1 protein-coding gene is annotated in these 450 nt (G+C 45.3%); it reads right to left on the reverse strand.

Annotated features, from left to right (window positions below; all coding sequences use genetic code 11):
* On the reverse strand, positions 1-262 hold a 262-nt coding region (locus E1189_RS24365), incomplete at its 3' end, for a hypothetical protein (RefSeq protein WP_230459840.1).
* Positions 263-450 lie beyond the last annotated feature (188 nt).

Raw genomic sequence — 450 nt, forward strand, 5'->3', positions numbered from 1 at the left:
GCAGTTCATCCGATAGCAGCTCCTGATTCAGAGTTGATTTTTGTTTCTCCGTGAAAATGTCTGATTGCTCTCTTGTCAAGCTATCCAGAGAATCAAGTAAGAACTCCTTTACCCCTTGGGTGTAACCAAAAAAATCGTTAGCCTGGAGGCGCAATACATGTTTCCAGCATTGGTTATCTCTGGGAACTTCAGTTATCACATAATCGCCCAGACCGATGGTGGCCAAGTGTTGTTCCAGTGATGACTGTTCTACAACTTCCATAGTTTTAGAATTATCACTGCCTGACTTCACTCTTCTTTTGGCCCGGCGAGAACCAGAAAGAGGGCTGGTGAAACCTGAATAATCGGGTCCAACCTGTCCAGAGCTGGCTGCCTGGGAGCTTGCAGCTGTATATTCAAGGGAAATAGCAGGCCTGATGTTTGTTGTCCTTTTATTATCTACTCCTGCAA

Origin of the sequence: Parendozoicomonas verongulae, from assembly GCF_009711465.1 — a bacterium.
Taxonomy (GTDB): domain Bacteria; phylum Pseudomonadota; class Gammaproteobacteria; order Pseudomonadales; family Endozoicomonadaceae; genus Sansalvadorimonas; species Sansalvadorimonas verongulae.